The sequence below is a fragment of the Kandleria vitulina DSM 20405 genome (assembly GCF_000702065.1).
In the GTDB taxonomy this organism is placed as follows: domain Bacteria; phylum Bacillota_I; class Bacilli_A; order Erysipelotrichales; family Coprobacillaceae; genus Kandleria; species Kandleria vitulina.
In genome coordinates, this window is sequence record NZ_JNKN01000016.1 from 16,368 (window position 1) to 35,388 (window position 19,021).

The window sequence follows — 19,021 nt, forward strand, 5'->3', positions numbered from 1 at the left end:
TCCTCTTTTTTTTAAAATTGAAAAATGTGAAAATATCCCCTTATAAAGGGAAATAAATGGTGTTTCTTAAAAAAATCTTAAGAAAAAGTGATAAAATTCTTAATTTTGGGTGGAAATTCTTAAAAAAATGTTTATAATTATAAACAGTAACAATAAAAATGTAATGAGGAGATTATTTATGAATACCCACCAATTTATCAAGAAACATAGAAAGTTAATTATGATTATCGCTGCAATCGCATTGATGATTGTCCCTGTATCAGCTGCAAAGAATGCAATGGAAGTAGATGCGTCTACATCAAAAATTGTAAGCTTAGCTTATTCTAAATTGGGAAGTAAATATATTTATGGTGCAAGCCATTCTATGAGTGCTTTAAGAAATAAAAAACAGAGAGCTTTCGACTGTTCCGGTTTTGTGAGCTGGGTGTATTACCAGTCAGGTCACAATATTGGTGTTCGTACAACTAGTTCATTAAGATCAGTTGGTAAACGTGTATCATGGGCTAACAGACAGAAAGGTGATATCTTATTATTCGGTTCTCATACAGGAATCTATATTGGTAATAATAAGATGATTCATGCTCCAAATAGCAGATCACGTGTAAAAGTAGAAAATTTATCTGGTCATTGGAGAAGTAGACTTAAACAGATAAGAAGAGTTGTTTCTTCATCTGATAAGGCTGCTGTAGAAAAAACTATCTCTAAGGCTACAAAAGCAGTAAATGCTGCTAATACAAATACATCTTCTTCAAAATATACAACTGGTAATTGGAAAATTACTGTATCTTCTAATGTAAGAGCTAAAGCAACTGCTTCTTCTAAGAAATTAAGTAGATTGAAGAAAGGTTCAGTTGTTACTGTTAAATCTATCAAGTATGGTAGATGGGCAAAAATCTCTTTCAAAGGAAAGACAGGATGGGTATCTCTAAGAGGTGCTCATGCAGTTAGAGCTTAGTGAGAAATGTCTTAGGACATTTCTTTTTTTATGTCAAATCTTAAGAAAATCTTAAGCAAACCTTAAGAATTTCTTAAGAAAGTATTTACAAATGAATATTCTTAATGCATAATAGTGCTTGTATGAAGGAGGAGATAAAATGAATACCCACATATTCAAGAAGAGTAAGAAGCTAGTTATTACTATTGTATTATTATTCGCTGTTGTTTTTGGTTTAGTTACAAATGCGATGAGTGCAGATGCGGCTTCTTCTAGGATAGTGAGTAAAGCATATTCACGATTAGGAAGTACATATGTGTATGGGGCAGGACATTCTATGGGAGCCCTAAGAAACAAGAGACAAAGAAAGTTCGACTGCTCAAGCCTTGTCAGCTGGGTGTATTATCAATCTGGTATTAATATTGGCGTAAGAACGACAAGTTCTCTTCGCTCAGTAGGAAAACGTGTATCATGGAAAAATAGACAGAAAGGCGATATTCTATTATTTGGTTCACACACTGGAATCTATATTGGAAACAATAAAATGATTCATGCACCAAGTTCTGGAAAGAAGATTCAGATTACTTCTTTATCAGGACGCTATAGACGTCGTCTTAAGCAGATTCGTCGTGTTGTAGGTGTTAAAACTTCAAGCAAGAAGAAATCCTACAAGGCCGGTCGTTATGTCTTAAAACATTGGATGTACGTGCGTACGAAAGCCAGCGTTCACTCTAAAAGAGTTGGTAAGATCTACAAGAGAACAGTTATTCGTGTAGTATCAACTAAAGGATCTTGGGGACGTTTTAAATATAAAGGTCACTATAGATATGTGAAGCTTACTAAAGCAAGAAGGGTATAATTTGTGCCCTTCTTTTTACGTTGCACTTTTTATATTTTTGCGTTATATTCATGAAAGAGGTGAAGCGAATGGCCAAGTTATCAATGAATAAAAAGTTCTACAAGAGAGAATATAAAAAAGCGGCTTCTAAAGCTGCTACTAAGACAAGTGATTTTACACGTAGACATGAAACAAGAAAGAGTGCTAAAAAAGAAAGTTTTCATTTGTCCAAGAATATGCAAAAGTCTCTTTATACACATAAAGATAAACCAAAAACAAAACAGAAAGAATATCATGTTTCTCACCCTGATAATAAGAAAGAAGCCCCAGTTTTTGATTTACATTTCTTTTATCTTCTGACATTGGTTATTGGCATTTCTGGCATAGTGATTTCATTTATTGTGAAAACGCGCCTTACTTGCTTCTTATTTATTTTAACAACGATTGTATCGTTTATTAATTATCGTAAAACAAAATAAAAACACAGAAAAACCGGATGGGACGTCCGGTTCTTCTGTGTTTAGGAATAATTTCTTTTGAAGGGAAATTTGTGAATTGTAGTTCTCACTACAACTATAGTATAAACAACGGACGTCTTACTAACGTCAAAAAATAAAGGATTTTAAATAAAAAGGAGAAAAAATGTATAGCGTAAGAGGTCTTCTTAATGAGTATGTTATTTTGAAGAAAGAAATAAATTGTTTTCATGTGATCAAGGTGAATGAGACAGTCAGTGAGAAACAGTTTGATTCATTGGAAGATGTCTATCACTATTGTGATGGGCTATTTCTTGTAACTATGTATTTTAGTGAATTGGAAGCTTATCCTGGTGGTGTATGTCTGCTAGATGATTTTATTAAGGCTCTTAAATGGCACCATGAAGGTAGAAGTGTACATGATGATCATTTGGTTTATGAGAAGATTAAAGCTTATTTAAGAGAAGAAGGTATTGGATTAGATGAACTTTTCTTAATCAGCTTAAAAGGGGCTAAGATTGTCTTTACTGGACGTTTATCACGATATACGAGAGCTATTGCATCAAGGAAAGCACAAGCGTGTGGAGCGTATGTACAATCTTATGTCAATAAGGAAACGACATATCTTATTAAGGGGACCAATCATCATATCTCCAATAAATATAGATGTGCTGAAAGATTAAATATTCCTATTATTGAAGAAGAACAATTTTATCGTATGGTCAGTGATATTTGATTTTTTATGAGGAAGTGCTATCATAAACTTATTCAAGGAGGAATAAAATGAAAAAATTACGTTATCTACTTATAAGTGTATTAACATGTGCAATGATGATTCCGGTAATGAGTGTACAAGTTTTTGCGGATAGCGAGAAATATCTTGTCTTAGGAAAAGACCTTACTACTAGTGAAAAGAAGAAAGTTCTTGATTATTTAGGAGTTGATGATATTAATGATTATCAGGTTTCCTATGTTACTAACAGTGAAGAACATCAGTATCTTGGAAAATACTTATCAAGCAGTGTTATTGGTAAGCGTGCATTATCTTCAGTAGTTATGGAGAGTGCTGAAAAGGATGCTGGTATTTCAGTTACAACTAAGAACATTTCTTACTGTAGTGAATCAATGTATCAGAATGCGTTAATTACTGCAGGTGTTAAGGATGTTAAGCTTACAGTTGCAGGACCATTCTCAATTTCAGGTACTGCTGCTCTTGTCGCAGCGACTAAGTCTTATGAAATCATGACTGGTAAACAGCTTGATGAAGTTAAAGTAAAAGCTGCCAACAATGAAATTGCGGTTACTCAGGAATTAGGTAAAGAAACAAATCAGAAAGATGCGGCTGAAATGGTAGCTTCATTAAAACAGAAAGTCGCAGAAATGGGCGATGATTATACGCGAGAAGATGGACAGAAGGCGCTTAAGGAACTTGAAAAGGAAATGAATGTGTCATTATCTTCTTCTACTGAAGACAAGATTCTTGATTTAATGGATAATCTTAAGAATGCGGATCTTGATGTAGATACAATTAAGACGCAGGCTAAGGATCTTTATGAAAATATTAAAGATTATGCCAACAAGCTTACTGAAGATGGAGGATTCCTTTCACAGCTTGGTCAGAAGATTAAAGGATTTATTAAGAAGATTGTAGATTTCTTTAAATAAAACAAGTCGCAAGACTTGTTTTTCTTTATAATAAGAATGAGGAGATGAAGAAAATGAGAGTCCTATGTTTTGGCTCATTGAATTATGATCATGTCTATGATGTTGATCATTTTGTAAAGCCTGAAGAGACATTAAAATCAAGAGGATATAAGCTTAATTATGGTGGAAAAGGTTTAAATCAGAGTATCGCCTGTCATAAGGCTGGGTTGGATGTCTATCATGCCGGAGCCATCGGAAACGATGGAGAGGCCCTGCGTTCATATTTAAGCAAGCATAATATTAATTGTGATTATATATTGAATAAAGAAGAACCTACTGGTCATGCGATTATCCAGGTGGCCAATGGACAAAACAATATTATTATTTATCAGGGAGCGAATGCGTGCATTGATCATTCAGACATAAAAGAAGTGCTATCGCACTTCTGGGCTAATGATCTCTTGTTAATTCAAAATGAAGTATCCAATCTCTCAGAATTGATACATGAAGCACATGCTAGACATATGCGTATTGTATTGAATCTTGCACCGATGGATCAGAGTGCAAAGGATTATCCATTAGAGAAAGTAGATACGCTTATTGTAAATGAGATAGAAGCTATGGAACTTGTTGAGGCAAGTGAAGATATAGATGATATTCTTTCAAGATTAAAAGAGCAGTTCTATGATCAGGAAGTCATTATGACTGTTGGAGAAAAGGGAAGCTACCATCTTTATCAGGGAGAATGTTTCCATGTAGACGCGTATGATACGGATGTAGTTGATACAACGGCAGCAGGTGATACCTTTATTGGCTATTATTTGGCGATGAGAGAACGTTTTTCTATTGTTGAAGCAATGCGTATTGCGTCTCTTGCTTCAAGCATGACATGTCAAAAAAGTGGAGCAGCACAATCCATCCCTGAATGTGATGAAGTATTAAGCAGCTATTATTTATTAAAGACCAAGAATCTTGTCAGCTTGACTGATCATGATGTGACATGGAAACAAGGTCCATTCAAGAAGATTCCTGTTTTCTATGATAATACAAAAGAGTGGACATATCAGTTCTATAAGCATCATCTTTTAGATGAAGATTATAAATTGCATTATGAAATGATTAAAGATAAGGAAATAGAAAGCCTATCAGTTAATGAAGCACTTACCATGATTACTTATTATATTAGAGAAGAACGTACACATACGGGAGTTATGGCACATGCTTTACAAGAAGGTGTGCTTCATCAGCTTGATCAGCTTATAAGAGGTTAAGTTATGGATAAGTATGAACAACTAGAAGAAATCATTAAGACATCTTCACATATAGTCTTCTTTGGAGGTGCTGGGGTATCTACTGAAAGTGGTATTCCGGACTTCCGTAGTGCTGATGGTTTATATAATACTAAAGATGTACAGTTTGAAGGCTATGCACCAGAATACCTTTTAAGTCATGATTGTTTGTTCAATGAAAGCAAGGTATTCTTTGAATATTATCGACAAAAATTAGATACCAGAAATATTAAGCCTAATAAGGCACATAGTGTTTTAGCACTGATGGAAAAGAAAGGTAAACTAGATGGCATTATTACCCAGAATATTGATGGTCTACATCAAAAGGCAGGATCACATAAGGTATGGGAAATACATGGTTCAACACTTAATAATTACTGTTCAAGATGTGGAAAGACATATCCTTCTGATTATATCTTTAACACTTCGGGCCTTCCTATTTGTGGGTGTGGTGGGCTAATAAGACCAGATGTCACAATGTATGGAGAAGCTCTTCCTGAAGATGCCTGGACTCAAGCTATTAGGTTAATCAAGCAGGCAGATTGTCTTATTGTAGGCGGAACATCATTAAGTGTCTATCCAGCAGCTAATCTTGTTACTTATTTTAAAGGAAAACATTTAGTGATGATCAATCGTGATCAAACGCCTTATGATTATAAAGCAGATCTTGTGATCCATGATAGCATTGGAAAAGTATTTGGAGAAATTGAAAAGAGCCTATAGGCTCTTTTTATACATAAGATATAAGATGATCAATCCGATGATTGTAGTGATAATGGACAATTTGGCATATTTGACATGGTATGTCATCCTGATAACATTATGTCCTTTTTTAACCGGAATAGAATAGAAGCAGTCTCCTAATTTTGTATAGGAGGCTTTTTTATTGTTAAGGGTGATATCCCATCCTTGATCATAAGGAATGGAGATAAGAATGTTTTCATCTTGAGTGTTGTTATGTTTAACAAGGACTTCGCCATTTTTTAATGAAAGAGAAGAAACCTTATTGTTCTTTAGATAATCTGTCATTTCTTTTAAGACATCTAGATTTAAGGCATAGAACTGTCCCTTGTGAAGCTTCTTTCTTCCAGTAATAGTTATATGAACATTTTTCTTTTGGACTGGAATAGGGAAGAGGGATGGGGATAGCCATCCACCGTATCTGGTTTTGTAGTTTTCTATTTGAAGAAGACCACGATAACGCTTGATGATTGGGAAATGTCCATAGTATAGATAATGTCCCTGAGGAAGTGTTAAATCATATTCTGATTTCTTATAGGCTGATTGTCTATAGGTATAAGAAATAGGCTCATAAATATTCTTTTTGATGCCAGTTAGTGACTGATAGAGATTATTTAGATAATCAAATGGCTGATCAGCTTTCTTAAGGGCATGTGGTTTATAGCAGTATGATAACGGTAAAGCATAAGGGTTTTCATAAAGCGTGAATGCACCAGAAGAAATAGGCAGTTTCTTATAGTAAGCAAGTTCTCTTGTCGAGGAAATATACTTTACTCCTAAAAGACTGTCTGAGGCAAGGATGCTTTCATTCACAACATTGAGGTTTTCGCCATTTAAACGATATCCAATATGATCCAAGAATTCTCTTGTATTATCATCTGGAGATGATGTGTATGTCGCAACGGGCATAAGATGGAAAGCTAATCCTTCATTGTATTTTGCACGAATAGTGTTGTACTGAAGATTAAAGCAGTAATTCTGATTAATACGATATAAGCTCTTATCATAGCGTGAAAGTTTATCCCACTGTTTTTCATAGTTGATCTGGTAAGCAGGGAAGCTGGCTAAATCATGAGTAGAATGGTAATCTAACTGAAGATATACACCGTATGATGTTTCTATCAAGAAGAAGATAGAAAGACAAATAATTGTTTTCTTATGAGTAAGAAATCTTAATAAGATAGCCGTGATAAAGATGCTAATAATAAAAATATAAAGTGATGATGTATAACTACGTGAAATGGTACTTAATATAAATAAGATGAAAGTATAAATAAAAGCATAGTGAATGCTCTTTTTATAATTATCATGAAGATAGTAATCAGCACTGATGAAAACAACTGATAAGATAGCGACATAAGAGTAGCGATACCAGTATGAGGATACATATTTAAGAAGTGAAAAGATGAAATATAAAGGGTGGAAATAGAATAACAGATTAACTGTGAATAAGAAAATGAATGTAATCATTCTTTTTCTCTTAGAGAATGTGCCCGACAGCAAAGCACCTACACACCCGATTGCCGGCAATGTTCCGCAATAGAGAGTAGCGTGCCCCAAGACACTTCTTTCACCTGGTAGAGAGGCAGTGATTGTCTCTAGAGGATTATTGTAGAGTGTTAAATGGAAGAGTCGATTTAGTTCAAGAGAACCACGGGTAGAATTTGTCATTGCACCGATGGTAGGAAGAAATAAAATACTGCTCAATAAGACACCAGTAAATAGACAAAGTCCAAAATGTATTAATGAATAGAAAAATTTTTTAAGGTGAATATCTTCTTTTAATAAAGAAAGGTATAAAAAGAACATGATAGAAAACAAACAGTTGATACCACCGGTATACCAGTTAAAAAGAATAGAACATCCAGTAGAAATACATAGGAAAATACCTTTTTTATCATTTACAAGATAAGCGACACCTAAAAGCATCAATGGCAGCATGTAGACACCATCTAGCCACAATATGTTGCTGGCTTGAGCAATGCTGTATTGTCCTAAAGCATAACAAGTCGATAAAGGAATGATGATCTTTCTTGTTGACTTATAATAATGCGTAAGCAAGATACTTGCGGTGATGCTTGCAAGAGTTACCTTCAATAAGACAAGAAGATGATAGAAACTGACAAGCTGAGATTTCTTAAAAAATACGACAAGAAGATTAAGTGGACTGCTTAGATAGTAACTGAAAACACCTATCATAGGTCCACCCAACCCTTTGCTAAAGGAATAGCTGATATTATTATGGTGAGTTAATAGATCCTTAAAATATGAAAAAAAGTCAAGATATTGAAGCTTGGCATCGTGAATAACACATGAATTTGTACCAGCTGGAATAAATCGTTCAAAGTAGAAAAGAAAGGCGAGAATCAGGAATGTAAGGCATCCTGAAAGTAATGTGATGTGAGTTTTTTTCATAATAAATACCCCTTTGTAAAACTGGTCATATTATATCATCAACAAAATGTTATAAAAAGAGAAACTATGTTATAAATTGCGGCGTAAAACCCACAGGCTTGCCTGTGGGATGAAAGCCGCTTTTTTATGTAAGACTACATTTATGCTACTCGACATATACATAGACTTGATTTATAATTTATGTATAAATCAATAAAAGTTTCAGCTTATGAGGATATAAACATGCATGAATCATATAAGACAATACCTTTCACAATAACAACGCATCATGATGAAAGCATGAAGGGATTATAAACAATGGCACGTTCTAAAAGCAATAACGTACAAATCAATATTTCTATTCCGTCTGAATGGAAGACCCAGCTTGAGAACCTTGCGCGCATCTATTCTGTCGAGGAAGGTGAAACCATTACATTTCTTGACCTGATGCGCAGAGGGATTCAGGAAAAATAGCAATTAGGAGAAAAGACAGTGAGCGAGGAACAATATCATAGTGCTTCGCATTGTAAATATCTGACGCAGTATCATATCATCTGGTGCCCTAAGTTCAGATTCTCTGTCTTGCAGAAAGGCGCTGACGATAAACTAAAAAACATCCTTGCTGGCATCTGCGATCAATACGGATATGAAATCAAAGCATTGGAAGTGATGCCAGACCATATACATATATTCGTGGATTGCTCGCAGACAGTTGCTCCCTGTGATATAGCAAGGACGCTTAAAAGCATCAGTGCTGTTGAAATGTTTAAGGCTTTCCCGCAGGTGAAGCAGTTTTACTCCCGTCGTGGAGCATTATGGTCAAGGGGATATTTTGTATCAACGGCAGGACATATAAGTGAAGCTACAGTTAAGAAATATATCGAGGAACAGAAAAACCATGACTGATGAAGAATACAAGAAAACCTTGAAGCAATTTCATAAACTTTCTGATAGGCATATCTTGGTTGTCGAAACCGATATGCCTTATTCTGATGTCTTAAAGATTGTCACTCTTTCTGATAAGATACGCAAAGCAGGAAATGAACTTGTCGGGCTTATGAGAAAGAATTATGACCAGTTACTGCGTACGAAAAGATACCGTAAACTGCTTAAATTATATGGCAATACTCAAGACAAAGATAAACGTAGGGTTTTGGCAAAACAGCTTAATGAAATGCAGTCTGAATACAACGTCACATGGAATTTTTGCAGAAAGTCCATGATTCCGATAGGCAAGAAATATGGCATAGATGCCATATTCGCCCTCACCAAAGCTGAGGATGTATGGCGTGGTATCAAGAAATGCCTTTACGATAACGGCAAAATGATCCATTTTTCAAAGTATGGGGAGTTACCCTGTATAAGAGCAAAACAGATAAATCGCGGCATTCCTATCTCTGTCAAGGGTGACAAGCTGCAGTTCAGAATCGGCAAGAATATCTTTGGAATACAAATTAATGATAGATTTCAACAAGATGAAGTGGACGCAGTTCTATCTTATCATGCTGACTCTGAAATGATAGATGATAAAGCAGTCTATAGATTTGTAGAAGACGCATATTGCATTGATACATACAGACCATGCTATGCCACCCTTGTCCCCAAGCTGATAAGAGGCAAATACAGACTGTATCTACATCTGACCATCGAAGGAAAAGCGATGCCTAAATATGACAAGCACGGTAATCCCCGTCACATATACGGCAATGGCACGATAGGCGCTGATATCGGAACGCAGACGGTTGCATATACATCAAATACCGAGGTTGGCTTAAAGAATCTTTCGGAGCGTGGCAACAGCATTCAGACATCCGAGAGAAAGGAACGACTCCTTTACCGCGCCATGGACAGATCGAGACGGGCAACGAATCCACAGAATTATAACGATGATGGCACGATCAGGAAAGGCCGTAAGACCTGGAAATATTCAAATCATTATAAGAAGCTGAAAGCTAAGCACTCTGAATTGTGCCGTATCAACGCAGTCAACAGGCAGCTTGCAATAAACGAAGATGCCAACCACTTACGAAGTCTCGGAGACGTATTTGTGACAGAGCCTAAAAATGCAGGCAAGCTGATGAAGAGGGCTAAGGAGACTACTAAAAATAGTAAAGGTAAATTCAACAAGAAAAAGCGCTTTGGAAAATCCATAAAGAACAGATGTCCTTCTGGATTCCAGACTGCGGTAGAAAGGAAATTCAAGGCCACGGGTGGTACATACATAGAGGTTCCTAATAATTACAGGGCAAGCCAGTACGACCATACGGCTGATGATTACATCAAAAAGAAAATGTCTGACAGATTGTATAAACTTTTGGATGGTACTGAAGTACAAAGAGACTGGTATTCATCATTTCTGCTTTACTGCTACGATTTCAGAACTGAGGATATAGACAAAGACAAATGCAATGCAGAATTTGAAAGATGCTACAGCAAAGAAAAAGGTCTAATTACATGGATTAAAACAAATAAAATTAAAATACTGAACAGTGGAATAAAGATTGCTTAACAATTTATCATCAGGGAGATTGACTGTACTTCCTTGCCGCAAGGCAGAAATTTACCGCTAATGTGGTCGTTGGACTGCTTGGTAATGAAAGTCCTGATTCAAACAGATTTACACTTGTAACTCCAAAGCCTGAAAATGGTGTACGATTACAAGCTACACTTGGCAATCAGAACCCCACGGGCTTGCCCATGGGAGCAGTCAGACTATCTATTTGTAAAAGGAGAAAGAATATGAAATCAGTATTATTTGATTTAGATGGTACATTAACAGATTCAAGTGAAGGCATTACTAAGTGTGCACAGCTGGCCTTAACACATTTCGGTATGCCGCAATATACAACTGAGCAGCTTAAAGTGTTTATTGGTCCACCTCTTCAGGATACATTCCCTAAATTCGGGGTACCAAAAGAAAAAGTAGAAGAAGCAATTTCAGTATTTAGAAGTAGATATAATACCGTCGGTAAATTTGAAAATAGACCTTTTGATGGTATTGAAGATATGTTAAAGAAATTAAAGAATGATGGTTATCATCTTTTTGTAGCAACATCAAAGCCAGAAAGAACAGCGATTGAAATCATGAAGCATTTCCAGATTGATCATTATTTTGATTTAATATGCGGTGCCTCATTTGATCATAGCAGAGAAACAAAATCGCAGGTGATTGCCTATCTTTTAGAGCAAGTGGATACTCATCAGTCAGTGATGATTGGTGATACAGTCTATGATGTAAAAGGAGCCAATCATTTCGAAATACCGACTATCGGTGTATCCTGGGGATTTGGCAAGAATGAAGACCTTATTAAAGAAGGGGCAATTATGATTGCTCATAGCCCAGATGAACTTTATAGAGACATAAAAAGAAGCTGCCAATAAGCAGCTTCTTTTCTATTTGATTGGATGAAAATCAAGATAGTAGGCATAATCTACAATGTACATATTGTCAGAATAGCCAAGACCAATAGGTAAGGCATGATGTGGTACATCATAGGCAATATGATTATAGATTGTTTCTACATCATAATGACCATTACCGATATTGCTATAATCGATGACATAACAGAAGAAGTCATCGTAATAGCATTCGATCATGTAATAATCGTTATCCTGTTCATCATAGTAATGTGAAACTTGTACTTTTTTCTTCATGATAATCTCTCTTTATGCAATATGTGCTGTAATAGTTTTTGAATAAGAACCATATGCATCATTTTTATAGGCTCTTACTTTGATCTGATAATCTCCGGGAACAGTTAATGTGTAAGATAAATCATCAGTCTTTTTAGTCTGCCAATTATCTTCACCAGATTTTTTATAGGCGATTTCATAAGATGGGGATCCAGCTACTTTACTGAATGATACAGTATTGTTTGAAATGGAAAGATTGCTTACTTTATCAGGAAGAACATAGTAGACAATCTTCTTTTCTCCATCATAATCATTTGTCCCATAGATTGTAACAGCGTATTTTCCAATATCAACACTGTCTTCATATTCAACATTGTAGTTAGCGCCAATATGCAAGATTTCACGATCATATCTTACTAAAGCACCCGGTGTCTGTAGATTGCCATCGTATTTGAACTTAGTAGAAGATAGAGTGACATCCGCATTGTTGATATCACGGTTCTTGATCTTAAAAGATTTCGTAATCTTTCCACAGTAATTATTGATACCGTGAATGATAATCTTGTAGTTTCCTGCCTTGATACGATCTCCTTCATATTCAAGAGTGTAATCCTGACCTTCTGTAAGGATCTTATCTTTATACATGATTGTAGCAGTAGGTCTCTTTTCAGTACCATCGTAGATGTATGAAGCATCATTTAATGTAGCATAGGCATTAATAAGATTTGTCTTGCCTTTATTTTTAAGATCCTCTACATGAGATACATACCAGTAGCTTGCAAAGTTCTGGATTGTAACTTTTCGAGCATACTTGATTGGCATTTCTTTCTTAGTCTTCTTGCTGGCAGGATCGCCACAGTAGAAGACACCGTCTTCATAGCGTGTCAGCAAGATACAGTGATTACCCTGATGGAATCCATTGTAGCCATCTCTTGCATAGATTGCTAATCCTTCAGGGTGCTGATTAAGAAGGCTGATGACCTTCTCTTTCTTTTGCGCCATTGTCATGCCAGAGTTCATATCAAAGTTCTTATGTGTGATTGTGTAGGCATAACGAGAAGTACGATATGTAAATTTATGAGAAAGACCTGCGCCCCATCCAATTTTTCTCATTGATTCTTCAGTGATGGATGACCATTGAGGATCTTCAGCGAGAAGAGCTTTACGACGTACTGCCATCGTTGCAGATGCAAGCGTACAGGTTACTGATGTCTGCTGTGTTAAAAAAACATTCGAGTCACCAAGGTTAGTGGCACTTACGATTTCTGGAATAAATGTGAAACCGCCCAATCCTAAGAGGATCGCTAAGCCGACTGCGATAAGCTGTCTTTTCATAGTTTCTCCTTCCAATTCTTAAGAAATTCTTAACATACAAGCTTTATAATACTCTATAACACCTTTCGCCGTCAACCAATTTTCATAGTCAAAAAATGCAAAAAAACTGCAGATTATGCAGTTTTAGAAAAGTTCGAAATGTTTGAGAGCGTTGTAGACGCCATCATCATTGATATCAGTTGTTTTATAAGTAACATGATCAAAAATGACAGGATTGCTATTTCCCATGGCAATGCTTTCTTTTGTGTATTCTAGCATGGCTAAATCATTTGTTGAATCACCGATAGAAATAGTGTTTTCCCATGGGATATCAAGCATATCGATGATTTTCTTGATTCCTGTGGCTTTTGAATATCCTAAAGGAATATTTTCTATAAAATTATCAGCGCGCTGAATAAATTCGAGGTCATTCTTGAAGGCGTTCTTGAATGTATCAATATCACTTTCTGGATAATACCAAAGGGCCATCTTATCAAATGGAACATAGTCTCCTTTGTCATATTCATAGACTGGGAAGCCCTGGCTCTTATAGCGATTGCGGAAGTTGATATTTTGTGGATCTCTTAGATTGTGAGGATACCATGTCCCTTCTTTTCCTTCTAGAACATTTTCTACGTCAGTAGCAATTGAGAGGTCTACTATTTTTCTTCTTAGTTCATCATCTATTTCATGATGGAAGACTTCTTCTCCATGATAGAAGATGTTTGTGCCACATCCACAAATAAAGCCATCTACATCAAGTTCACGGATCTGCTTTTCAATACTGCAGTAAGTACGTCCAGTATTGATAAAGAGAAGATGTCCGTTTTCTCTTGATTTCTTCATAGCTACCTTTGTGCTTTCAGGAATTGTAAATGTGTCTTCTGTTGAGATTGTTCCATCAACATCAAAAAATACGATTTTTTTATCCATAAAGTGCTCCTTTTTTTCATTTTATTATTTTACATCATAAAACGATTCGTTGCTAAATGCAATTGTTTACATTTTTGTATTGTGATAAAATAAAAAGCTATAAAGGAGTGTAGCGAATATGTACGAAGTGAAAAGAAAAGTAATATTGAACGATGCTGCCTTTGAGATGGACGTTTATGCACCTTTGGTTGCAAAAAAATGTGAACCAGGGCAGTTTATTATTGCTCGTGTAGGAGAAGATGGAGAACGTATTCCTCTTACTATTGGTGATTATGATCCAGAAAAAGGAACAGTAACTATTGTAGTACAGGCTGTCGGCTTTTCTACAAAACAGATGTTAAAATTAGAAGAAGGAGATTGCTTTACAGACTTTGTTGGACCTTTAGGTGTACCAACAAAATTAAATCCTGAACATAAGCATGTTATTGGTGTTGCTGGTGGGATTGGTAGTGCCCCTGTTTATCCACAGCTAAAAAAACTTGCTGAAATGGGATGTAATGTTGATGTTATTATTGGTGGTAGAGAAAAACAATATGTATTATGGGCAGAAAAATTTGAAAAATTCTGTGACCATGTCTACATTGCCACTGATAATGGAGAAGTAGGTACAAAGGGATTTGTTACTGATGTACTTCAGAAGTTAATTGATGATGGTGAAAAATTTGATGAAGTTATCGCCATTGGCCCTGTTATCATGATGAAGAATGTTGTAAGAGTCACTAAACCTTATAATATCCCAACTTCAGTTTCACTTAACCCAATTATGGTTGATGGTACTGGTATGTGCGGATGCTGCCGTGTTACTGTTGATGGAAAGATTAAGTTTGCTTGTGTAGATGGTCCTGACTTTGATGGATTAACTGTTGATTTTGATGAACTTATGGCAAGACAGAGAATGTTTAAGGAAGAAGAACATCATGTCAATGAAAATGCTGATCGTATCTGCAACTTAATGAGGGGAGTGGAGTAATATGCCAAATATGTCTAAAGAAAAAGTAAAAATGCCTGAACAGGATCCTCAGGTTAGAAATAAGAACTTTGAAGAAGTCGCTCTTGGATATACTAAAGAAATGGCAATGGAAGAAGCAACTCGTTGTTTAAACTGTAAGAAACCATTCTGTATGGATGGATGTCCAGTTAATGTTCCAATTCCTCGTTTTATTCAGGAAGTTGCTAAAGGTGACTTTGATAAAGCTTTTGATATTATCACAGAAGAAAATGCATTACCTGCTATTTGTGGACGTGTCTGCCCACAGGAAAATCAGTGTGAAGGTAAGTGTGTACGTGGACGTGCTAAAGGTTCTGAATCAGTTGCAATCGGACGTCTTGAAAGATTCGTAGCTGATTATCATCGTGATCATGGTAAAAAGGATGAAAGCAAGATTGTCAAAAATGGCAAGAAGGTTGCTGTTGTTGGATCAGGTCCATCAGGTATTTCTTGTGCTGGTGAACTTGCAAAACGTGGTTATGATGTAAAAGTATTTGAAGCTCTTCATAAGACAGGAGGAGTTCTTTCATACGGTATTCCAGAATTCCGTTTACCTAAAGCATTAGTACAGTATGAAATTGATACTGTCGCTGATATGGGTGTAGATTTTGAAACAAATGTCGTTGTTGGACGTACAATTACTGTAGATGAATTGGAAGAAGAAGGTTTTGATGCTATCTTCGTAGGTTCTGGAGCTGGTCTTCCACGTTTCCAGGGCATTCCTGGTGAAAACCTTAATGGCGTTTACTCAGCTAATGAATTCTTAACTCGTGTCAATTTAATGAAAGGCTACATGTTCCCAGATCGTCCTACACCAGTAAAAGTCACAAATACTGTTTGTGTTGTTGGTGCCGGTAACGTGGCAATGGATGCTGCTCGTACTGCTAAACGTTTAGGAGCTGAAAATGTCTATATCGTTTATCGTCGTAGTGAAGAAGAAGCACCTGCTAGAAAAGAAGAGATTCATCATGCTAAAGAAGAGGGCATCATCTTTAAGTTCTTGACTAACCCTATTGAAGTCAAAGGTGAAGATGGATGGGTTAAATCCTTAGTATGCCAGGAAATGGAACTTGGTGAACCTGATGAATCAGGAAGAAGAAGACCTGTTCCTGTAGAAGGAAAGACTTTTGAAATTGAAACAGGTACATTCATTGTAGCTATCGGTCAGTCACCTAACCCATTAATCAGACAAACTACACCTGGATTAGATACACAGAAATGGGGCGGAATCATTGTTAATGAAGAAACAAATGAAACAAGCCGTGAAAATGTGTATGCTGGTGGAGATGCGGTAACTGGTGCTGCAACTGTCATTTTAGCAATGGGTGCTGGTAAGAAAGCTGCACAGGCTATTGATGAAAAATTATCTAAGAAATAAGATTTAGAAGAGTACAGATGTGCTCTTCTTTTTTTATTTCCTTTTCATTTCTTTATTATCATGATAAAATTGGGCTACAAAGTAGTAGGAGGTATGGAAAATGTACAGTCTATTGAAACCCTATGAAGCCATTGTAGATTTTTTAGGGGAAGCACTTGGTGATAATGTTGAGATTGCTTTGCATGATTTGACATCTCCTGAACAGGAAGTCGTAGCATTAGCTAACGGACATATTTCTGGCAGAACTGTCGGTGCTAAGCTTTCCAATCTCTCTATTCACTACCTAGAAACGAAACAGTACTTAAATAATGATTACGTGGTCAACTATAAGACCGCTGGACCTGATGGAAAGCTCTTAAAAGCTGCAACTTATTTCATTAGGGAAGAAGGACGAGAAATGCCTATCGGCATGCTTTGTATTAATGTCAATATTTCAGATCTTGAATATATTCAGACGACACTTTATAAGATTCTTGGTATCAAGGAAACGACTAAAGTTGAGTTTAAAAGAGATAACCCAATTGAAATTCTTTCCTCACCACTCGATGAAATGGTCGATAAGTATATTAAAGAATGTCTAACAGAAATGGGTATTCCATCTTATGTCTTGGTGGAAAGACTGAAAGTTGATGAAAAGATTAGAGTTGTAAAGTATTTACAGGCAAAAGGTACATTTAAGGTGAAAGGTGCTATTGCACTTGTTGCCGAAAAGCTTGATGTATCTGAACCAACGATCTATAGATACTTAAAGAAAATGTAGGAGGAAATTATGAGCGATCTTGTTTATGTAAGTGGACACAAGAATCCTGATACAGACTCAGTATGTGCTGCTATTTCTTATTCTTATTTATTAAATAAGACAAAGAAATACAATGCTGTGCCAGTGAGACTTGGAGAGATTAGTAGAGAGACAGAGTATATCTTAAAAAGATTTAATAAGGATATTCCTATGCTTCTTAAATCTGTTAAACAGAAAGTAGAAGACTTGGATTATGATAAGGTAACTGTATTCTCTAAAGAATTAACATTAAAGACAGCTTGGTCTTTAATGAAAGCCACAAATTTAAAATCAGCACCTGTTATGGATGATCAGGGTAAATTATTAGGACTTTTATCATCTACAAATATCATTCAGGGATATATGGATGACTGGGATAGTGACATTTTAAAGAAGGCTCATACCCCAATTGAAAATGTTGTTGATACATTAGCAGCTAAAGCTTTGTATCTTAATGAAAACTTAAGAAGAATTCAGGGAACAGTGCATATTGTTTCTATGACAACTAATGGCGCAATGAACTATATTGAAGAAAATGATGTTGCTGTTATTGGTGGAGATAGAAAAGAAATGATCCGTCATTTAGCGGATACTAAAGTTGGATTAATCATCTTAACTGGTCAGTTTGATATTGATGAAGAAGATTTATCATACTGTCGTGAACGTGGTGTTTCTGTTATCAGCACACCATACAATACGTTTGTAACATCTCAGCAGATCATTCAGTCAATTCCAGTAGAATATGTTATGCAAAAGGGCGGATTAACAGTATTCTCAACTGATGACACTGTTGAATCTTTAAGAGAAGTTATGAGCAAGACAAGATATAGAAGCTATCCTGTTGTTGATCTTAACGGTAAAGTAGTGGGTACAATTTCTCGTTATGCATTAATCAACGGTGATCGTAAGAAGATCATTCAGGTTGACCACAATGAAAGAGGTCAAGCTGTAGATGGTATTGAAGAAGCTGAAATTCTTGAAGTTATCGATCATCATAGAATCGCTGACTTCCAGACAGTGGGACCAGTATATTACAGAGCAGAACCTCTAGGATGTACATGTACAATCATCACAAAGATGTTTGATGAAGAAGGTGTAGATATCCCTGCTGATATCGCTGGATTGATGCTTGGAGCTATCATTTCTGATTCATTGTTATTCAGAAGTCCAACATGTACACCATATGATAAGAAGACAGCTTATCGATTAGCTAAGATTGCTGGTGTTGATCCAGTTGAATTTGGTATGGATATGTTCAAGGCTGGTACTTCTCTAGTTGGTAAGTCAGTAGAAGAAATCTTTAACCAGGATTACAAGAAATTCAATATCGGTGATGCTAAAGTTGGTGTTGCTCAGGTTAACACAATGGATATTGAAGGATTTGCTTCATATAAGAAAGATATGCTTGCTTATATGGAAAAAGTTTGTGAAGAAAATGAATTTGATTTCGCTATGTTATTGCTTACTGACGTTATCAATGCGACAAGTGAAGTCTTTGTTGCAGGAGATAAGCCAGAATATGTAGAAAAGGCATTCAATTGTCATTTAGTAGATTCTCAGGCTAACTTGCCAGGCGTTGTTTCTAGAAAGAAACAGGTTGTACCTGCAATCACAAATGCTATTGGATAATGATTAAAGTTGACAATCACAAAGATTGTCAACTTTCTTTTTTTCACAAGAC

The 19,021-nt window shown here is 36.0% G+C and carries 19 protein-coding genes; 15 read left to right on the forward strand and 4 right to left on the reverse strand.

Annotated elements, in window-relative coordinates:
* The first annotated feature begins 178 nt into the window (after positions 1 to 178).
* The 7 genes from T513_RS11725 (at position 179) to T513_RS0105405 (ending at position 5,904) form a co-directional block, all read left to right on the forward strand.
* Positions 179 to 955, forward strand: a complete 777-nt coding sequence (locus T513_RS11725) for an NlpC/P60 family protein (protein ID WP_051654402.1) — start codon at positions 179 to 181, stop codon at positions 953 to 955.
* A gap of 139 nt (positions 956 to 1,094) precedes the next feature.
* A complete protein-coding gene (locus T513_RS11730) occupies positions 1,095 to 1,793 on the forward strand; it encodes a C40 family peptidase (RefSeq protein WP_051550733.1) in 699 nt (232 codons plus the stop codon).
* 68 nt (positions 1,794 to 1,861) lie between these two features.
* Positions 1,862 to 2,251 (forward strand): hypothetical protein, encoded by a 390-nt coding sequence (locus T513_RS0105385; RefSeq protein WP_031589299.1) that lies wholly within the window; start codon positions 1,862 to 1,864, stop codon positions 2,249 to 2,251.
* Between the two features lie 163 nt (positions 2,252 to 2,414).
* On the forward strand, positions 2,415 to 2,984 hold the full coding sequence (locus tag T513_RS0105390; RefSeq protein ID WP_029070848.1) for a BRCT domain-containing protein: 570 nt from the start codon (positions 2,415 to 2,417) through the stop codon (positions 2,982 to 2,984).
* A gap of 47 nt (positions 2,985 to 3,031) precedes the next feature.
* On the forward strand, positions 3,032 to 3,913 hold the full coding sequence (locus tag T513_RS0105395) for a DUF1002 domain-containing protein (protein WP_031589301.1): 882 nt from the start codon (positions 3,032 to 3,034) through the stop codon (positions 3,911 to 3,913).
* A 53-nt stretch (positions 3,914 to 3,966) separates the two neighbouring features.
* The gene (locus T513_RS0105400) at positions 3,967 to 5,163 is read left to right on the forward strand and encodes a ribokinase (protein ID WP_080703119.1); all 1,197 of its coding nucleotides are present in this window, start codon (positions 3,967 to 3,969) and stop codon (positions 5,161 to 5,163) included.
* A 3-nt stretch (positions 5,164 to 5,166) separates the two neighbouring features.
* Positions 5,167 to 5,904, forward strand: a complete 738-nt coding sequence (locus T513_RS0105405) for an NAD-dependent protein deacylase (RefSeq protein ID WP_029073030.1) — start codon at positions 5,167 to 5,169, stop codon at positions 5,902 to 5,904.
* On the opposite strand, the gene T513_RS11735 is transcribed toward T513_RS0105405, so the two are convergent.
* A complete protein-coding gene (locus T513_RS11735; protein ID WP_051654403.1) occupies positions 5,899 to 8,337 on the reverse strand; it encodes a YfhO family protein in 2,439 nt (812 codons plus the stop codon). The two genes, T513_RS0105405 and T513_RS11735, sit on opposite strands and share 6 nt — an antisense overlap.
* A gap of 297 nt (positions 8,338 to 8,634) precedes the next feature.
* Here T513_RS11735 and T513_RS12355 point away from each other — a divergent pair, with 297 nt between their 5' ends.
* The 4 genes from T513_RS12355 (at position 8,635) to T513_RS0105430 (ending at position 11,697) form a co-directional block, all read left to right on the forward strand.
* Positions 8,635 to 8,790 carry a hypothetical protein gene (locus T513_RS12355; protein ID WP_164474015.1) on the forward strand — a complete coding sequence of 52 codons (156 nt, stop codon included), beginning with the start codon at positions 8,635 to 8,637 and terminating at the stop codon, positions 8,788 to 8,790.
* A gap of 18 nt (positions 8,791 to 8,808) precedes the next feature.
* A complete protein-coding gene (gene tnpA, locus T513_RS0105420) occupies positions 8,809 to 9,222 on the forward strand; it encodes an IS200/IS605 family transposase (protein WP_031589306.1) in 414 nt (137 codons plus the stop codon).
* The gene (locus T513_RS0105425) at positions 9,173 to 10,825 is read left to right on the forward strand and encodes a hypothetical protein (protein WP_202961736.1); all 1,653 of its coding nucleotides are present in this window, start codon (positions 9,173 to 9,175) and stop codon (positions 10,823 to 10,825) included. The genes tnpA and T513_RS0105425 overlap by 50 nt, the downstream gene beginning before the upstream one ends.
* A gap of 230 nt (positions 10,826 to 11,055) precedes the next feature.
* Entirely contained in the window at positions 11,056 to 11,697 is a 642-nt protein-coding gene (locus T513_RS0105430) for an HAD-IA family hydrolase (protein ID WP_031589308.1), read from the forward strand.
* Between the two features lie 12 nt (positions 11,698 to 11,709).
* Here the strand turns inward: T513_RS0105430 and T513_RS0105435 are convergent, their stop codons facing one another.
* The 3 genes from T513_RS0105435 to T513_RS0105445 form a co-directional block, all read right to left on the reverse strand.
* The gene (locus T513_RS0105435) at positions 11,710 to 11,970 is read right to left on the reverse strand and encodes a hypothetical protein (protein WP_029071197.1); all 261 of its coding nucleotides are present in this window, start codon (positions 11,968 to 11,970) and stop codon (positions 11,710 to 11,712) included.
* Positions 11,971 to 11,982: 12 nt separating this feature from the next.
* Positions 11,983 to 13,284, reverse strand: coding sequence for a fibronectin type III domain-containing protein (locus T513_RS11740; protein WP_031589309.1), 1,302 nt, complete (start codon positions 13,282 to 13,284; stop codon positions 11,983 to 11,985).
* A 123-nt stretch (positions 13,285 to 13,407) separates the two neighbouring features.
* Entirely contained in the window at positions 13,408 to 14,196 is a 789-nt protein-coding gene (locus tag T513_RS0105445; protein ID WP_029071199.1) for a Cof-type HAD-IIB family hydrolase, read from the reverse strand.
* A gap of 118 nt (positions 14,197 to 14,314) precedes the next feature.
* Between T513_RS0105445 and T513_RS0105450 the strand changes: the two genes are divergently transcribed.
* The 4 genes from T513_RS0105450 (at position 14,315) to T513_RS0105465 (ending at position 18,969) form a co-directional block, all read left to right on the forward strand.
* On the forward strand, positions 14,315 to 15,166 hold the full coding sequence (locus T513_RS0105450; RefSeq protein ID WP_031589310.1) for a sulfide/dihydroorotate dehydrogenase-like FAD/NAD-binding protein: 852 nt from the start codon (positions 14,315 to 14,317) through the stop codon (positions 15,164 to 15,166).
* A 1-nt stretch (position 15,167) separates the two neighbouring features.
* A complete protein-coding gene (gene gltA, locus T513_RS0105455; RefSeq protein ID WP_031589311.1) occupies positions 15,168 to 16,562 on the forward strand; it encodes an NADPH-dependent glutamate synthase in 1,395 nt (464 codons plus the stop codon).
* A 100-nt stretch (positions 16,563 to 16,662) separates the two neighbouring features.
* Positions 16,663 to 17,322 (forward strand): helix-turn-helix transcriptional regulator, encoded by a 660-nt coding sequence (locus tag T513_RS0105460; protein ID WP_029071202.1) that lies wholly within the window; start codon positions 16,663 to 16,665, stop codon positions 17,320 to 17,322.
* A gap of 9 nt (positions 17,323 to 17,331) precedes the next feature.
* The gene (locus T513_RS0105465) at positions 17,332 to 18,969 is read left to right on the forward strand and encodes a putative manganese-dependent inorganic diphosphatase (RefSeq protein WP_029071203.1); all 1,638 of its coding nucleotides are present in this window, start codon (positions 17,332 to 17,334) and stop codon (positions 18,967 to 18,969) included.
* The last annotated feature ends 52 nt before the right edge of the window (positions 18,970 to 19,021 follow it).